Origin of the sequence: Agromyces humi, from assembly GCF_009720255.1 — a bacterium.
Lineage (GTDB): Bacteria > Actinomycetota > Actinomycetes > Actinomycetales > Microbacteriaceae > Agromyces > Agromyces humi.
Map to the genome: position 1 here is coordinate 1 of NZ_WJSP02000340.1, position 4,053 is coordinate 4,053.

Annotated in this window: 5 protein-coding genes; 3 read left to right on the plus strand and 2 right to left on the minus strand. The window is 71.9% G+C overall.

Annotated elements, in window-relative coordinates:
* The first annotated feature begins 292 nt into the window (after positions 1–292).
* The 3 genes from GH736_RS18545 to GH736_RS18555 all read left to right on the plus strand — a co-directional run bounded on the left by GH736_RS18545 (position 293) and on the right by GH736_RS18555 (position 2,806).
* The gene (locus tag GH736_RS18545) at positions 293–1,327 is read left to right on the plus strand and encodes a PrsW family intramembrane metalloprotease (RefSeq protein ID WP_159605987.1); all 1,035 of its coding nucleotides are present in this window, start codon (positions 293–295) and stop codon (positions 1,325–1,327) included.
* Between the two features lie 189 nt (positions 1,328–1,516).
* Positions 1,517–1,888: an FKBP-type peptidyl-prolyl cis-trans isomerase gene (locus GH736_RS18550; RefSeq protein WP_159605989.1), complete on the plus strand. Its 372-nt coding sequence runs from the start codon at positions 1,517–1,519 to the stop codon at positions 1,886–1,888.
* 486 nt (positions 1,889–2,374) lie between these two features.
* Positions 2,375–2,806: a lysoplasmalogenase gene (locus GH736_RS18555; protein WP_159605991.1), complete on the plus strand. Its 432-nt coding sequence runs from the start codon at positions 2,375–2,377 to the stop codon at positions 2,804–2,806.
* On the opposite strand, the gene GH736_RS25640 is transcribed toward GH736_RS18555, so the two are convergent.
* Together GH736_RS25640 and GH736_RS18560 are read right to left on the minus strand one after the other, a co-directional pair.
* Complete coding sequence (locus GH736_RS25640) at positions 2,718–3,059, minus strand: protealysin inhibitor emfourin (protein ID WP_328596907.1); 342 nt, start codon at positions 3,057–3,059, stop codon at positions 2,718–2,720. The genes GH736_RS18555 and GH736_RS25640 overlap by 89 nt on opposite strands.
* A 91-nt stretch (positions 3,060–3,150) precedes the next feature.
* On the minus strand, positions 3,151–4,053 hold a 903-nt coding region (locus GH736_RS18560), incomplete at its 5' end, for a M4 family metallopeptidase (protein ID WP_159605993.1).

Below are 4,053 nucleotides of genomic sequence, written 5' to 3' on the forward strand. Positions count from 1 at the left end.
TTCGGCACGCTCGTCATCTACCTCTTCCTCAACCAGCAGGTCATGAAGGGCCTGACGGCGGGATCGGTGAAGGGATGACGCGCGAACAGGTCCGGATCGAATCGGTCTGGCTCGAGAACCGCCGCGGCACGAGCAGAACCGCGCCACCGACCGCCTCGCCGAACTCGGCGCGATCGTCGCCGAACTCCAGTTCGGGACCGGACCCGCCGACCGGATCAGCAGGCGGGCCGATCGTGGCCTGGCCGCTTGCCGCCCTGCTGTTCCTCGTCACACTGATCCTTCTCTACCCGGCGTGGTCGCGCTGCTCGTCCTCGCGTACCTCGCGGCGGCCCTCGGCGTCTCGACGCTCGTCATCGGCACGGTGCTCGCACTGGTGCCCCTGGGCATCGTGCTGCTCGCGGTGCGCTGGATCGACCGCTGGGAGCCCGAGCCGCGGTGGGCGCTGTGGTTCGCGTTCCTGTGGGGCGCGGCGGTCGCGGTCGCGATCGCGCTCATCGTGGACCTCGGCGTGCAGCTCGCCATGGCGTTCGCGCAACCGGGCGCCAGCCCCGATGAGGCGCTGCAGGCGGTCGTGCAGGCACCGCTCGTGGAGGAGCTCGCCAAGGGCCTCGGCGTACTGCTCATCTTCGCGTTCTCGCGCTCGCACTTCGACGGCCCGGTCGACGGGCTCGTCTACGCCGCGACCGCGGCCGCGGGCTTCGCGTTCACCGAGAACATCCTCTACTTCGGCCAGGCACTCGCCGAGGGCGGTGCGAGCGAGCTCGGTGCGACCTTCGTGCTGCGCGGCATCTTCTCGCCGTTCGCCCACGTGCTGTTCACCGCGTGCATCGGCATCGCGATCGGCATCGGCGCGAGCCGTGGCGGCGGCCCACGCGTGATCGGCTGGTTCCTGCTGGGGCTCACGGGCGCGGTCCTGCTGCACGCGCTGTGGAACGGCTCGCTGGCGTTCGCCGACGACGCGATCGGGCTGTACTTCACCGTGCAGGTGCCGATCTTCATCGGGGCGCTCCTCGTGACGGTGTACCTGCGCCGCCAGGAGGCGCGCATCACGAGGACCCGACTCGCGGAGTACGGCGCGGCCGGCTGGTTCAGCCCCGCGGAGGTCGAGATGCTCGCCACGCCCGCCGGACGCCGGCAGGCCAAGGCCTGGGCGAGGGCGCAGACGCCGCCTCGCACGGCGCTGATGCGCCGGCTCATCAGGGACGCGACGCACCTCGCCTTCACCAGGCAGCGGATGGCGACCGCCCGGGACGGGCGCCGAGGGGCCGTCGACGAGCATGCGCTCCTGGAGGCGGTGGCCGCCGACCGGGCCGCGCTGCTGCGCTGAATCCCGCGGTTCGAGGCGCCTGCGGAACACCTGCCCCGCACAAGGAAACTCGCCGCCCTGTGGTGTGGCACTGCCGACATCTCTACGGGGCGACGAGTTCTCGGATTCCAGAGTGCGTGATGTTCGCAGTCAGCGCAAGAGGGGGGTGGACGGTTGTCCATGCCTGCCGCGTCCGTTTGGATGGGAGCCATGACTGACACGAACAGCAAGCCCGAGATCGACGCCCCCGAGGGTCCGGCCCCCGTCGAACTCGTCATCGAGGACATCGTGGTGGGCGACGGCGCGGAGGCCACTGCGGGCTCCACCGTCGACGTGCACTACCTCGGCGTGGAGTACGAGACCGGCGAGGAGTTCGACTCGTCGTGGAGCCGCAGCCAGTCGATCAACTTCCCGCTGCAGGCGCTCATCGCCGGCTGGCAGGAGGGGATCCCGGGCATGAAGGTCGGCGGTCGCCGCAAGCTGACGGTGCCGCCGCAGAAGGCCTACGGCCCCGCCGGTGGCGGACACCAGCTCTCCGGCAAGACCCTGATCTTCGTGATCGACCTCCTCGGCGTCAGCTGAGCGCAGCACCTCCGAACGACGAAGGCCGGTGGGCATGAGCCCGCCGGCCTTCGTCGCGCCCGGCCGTCGGGCGCGACGCGACAGGGTTCCGGATGCCGCGTGCCGGGGCGTGCTCGGTACGATCTGGTGACGCCCGACGGGCGAACCCCACGAGGGGCACGACGACGTGACCGGATACATGGCCGACCCCCAGCCCGACCGCCAAGGCGAGCACGTCCGGGGCGACCGCCGTCGTGTCCTGCTCGCCTTCGCGCCGTACCTCCTCGTGTCGATCGCGCACGTCGCCGCGCTCGTCGCCGGCCTCGACGACGTCGCGCGGCTCTCCAAGCTGGTGCTCATGCCCGCCCTCGTCCTCGGCGTGGTGCTCAGCGTGCGACCGCTCCGCGGCCACGCCCCGGCACTGCTCGTCGTCGCCATCGTCCTCTCATGGGGCGGGGACGCCTCGCTCACGTTCGCCGGAGACCTGTGGTTCGTCGTGGGCCTCGCGTGTTCCTGCTCGCGCACGTGGCGTACATCGCGCTCTTCCTCAGGACACCCGCGGGTACCCCTCGCCTCCCCGCGTGGACCGCGTGCTACGCCGTCTGGTACCTCGCCTTCCTCGCCCTGCTCGGACCTCATCTCGGCGCCCTGCTCGCCCCGGTCGCGGCGTACGGCCTCGTGCTCGGTGCGATGGCGGCGCTGGCGGGGCGACTCGGCGGCCTGATCGCGACCGGCGGTGCGCTGTTCGTCGTGTCCGACTCGGTGCTCGCGCTGGGTCGATTCCTGCCGGGCTACGACTTCGGCCCGCATGACGTGGTGGTGATGTCGACGTACCTCGCGGCGCAGGGGTTCATCGCGCTCGGGGTGGTGCGGGCGGACCTGTCGGCGCCGGCCGACCCTCCGCATTCGCACCGGCCGAGCCGCGTGCCGGCTCCGTGACCTCCTGCACCCGGTCGACCAGCTCGCGCCAGGGCCCGGTCAACTGGCGCTCGGCGAGCGTCGCCTCGTGCGGCTCGCACCGGATGCGATAGACGTACCGGTCGGGTTCGGGCGGCAGGGGCGGAGGCTGGCTCCACGGGATCTCCTCGAGGAGGAGGTACCACCGGTCGGCGTCGGGCTGCTCGTCGACGCGCACCTCCCACGTGAGCCGAAGGCCCGCCAGGCCGCCCGTCCGGGACACGATGACGTCCATGCCCGCGATGCTACTCCCGCCCGGCTACTCCCGCCCGGCTCCTCCCGCCCTGCCGGAGAGGCTGCGGCAGGTGCCGCGGGTCGGCGTCGCCTCAGGCGGCGGCGGCCGGAACCGTCTCGAGGCCCACCGCGGACCAACCGCCCTGCACGGCCCGGGTCTCACGCGAGGCCCGCCCGTATCGTTCGGTCGCGGCGCGCACGGTCTCGTTGGCGAACGTCTGGAAGTCGGCGTCGGGCCGGAGCCGTCCCGAGGTGAGCACGTCGTACCAGACCCGCCCCACGGTCTCCCAGGCGAACCCGCCGAGCTCGATCGCGGCGAGCGCGAAGGCGCGGTTCGGGATGCCCGAGTTGAGGTGGACGCCCCCGTTGTCGTCGTCGGTCTCGATGTAGCGGTCGAAATGGTCGGGCTGCGGGTCCTTGCCGAGGACGTCGTCGTCGTAGGCGGTGCCGGGCGCCTTCATCGAGCGGATGGCGCGGCCTTCGACGGCGTCGGTGAAGACGCCCTCGCCGATGAGCCAGGTCGCCGACGCGGCATCCTGCCCCATGGCGTACTGCTCCACGAGCGCGCCGAACACGTCGGAGACGTGCTCGTTCAACGCGCCCGACTGGCCCTGGTAGCGAAGTCGCGCGGTGCGCTCGGTGACGCCGTGCGCGAGCTCGTGGCCGATCACGCTGATCGACTGGGTGAACCCCCGGAACACCTCGCCGTCGCCGTCGCCGAAGACCATGCGCTCGCCGTCCCAGAAGGCGTTGTCGTAGCGGTCGCCGTAGTGCACGGTGGCCTCGAGCGGCATGCCCGCGTCATCGATGGAGTCGCGCGCGAACACCCGGGCGAACATCTCGAACGTGTCGCCGAGGCCGTCGTAGGCCTGGTCGACCGCCAGGTCGCCGCTGGCCGGCTGCCCTTCACGGCGCACGATCCGGCCGGGCAGCTTGTCGTCGCCCTCGGCGTCGGAGATGCGGCGGTCGGGCTGCGGGGCCGTGCCGGGGGCAGC

Coding starts and splice junctions, on each gene's coding strand:
- GH736_RS25640 (WP_328596907.1), bottom strand. CDS start 3,059: ATGGACGTCATCGTGTCCCGGACGGGCGGCCTGGCGGGCCTTCGGCTC.
- GH736_RS18550 (WP_159605989.1), top strand. CDS start 1,517: ATGACTGACACGAACAGCAAGCCCGAGATCGACGCCCCCGAGGGTCCG.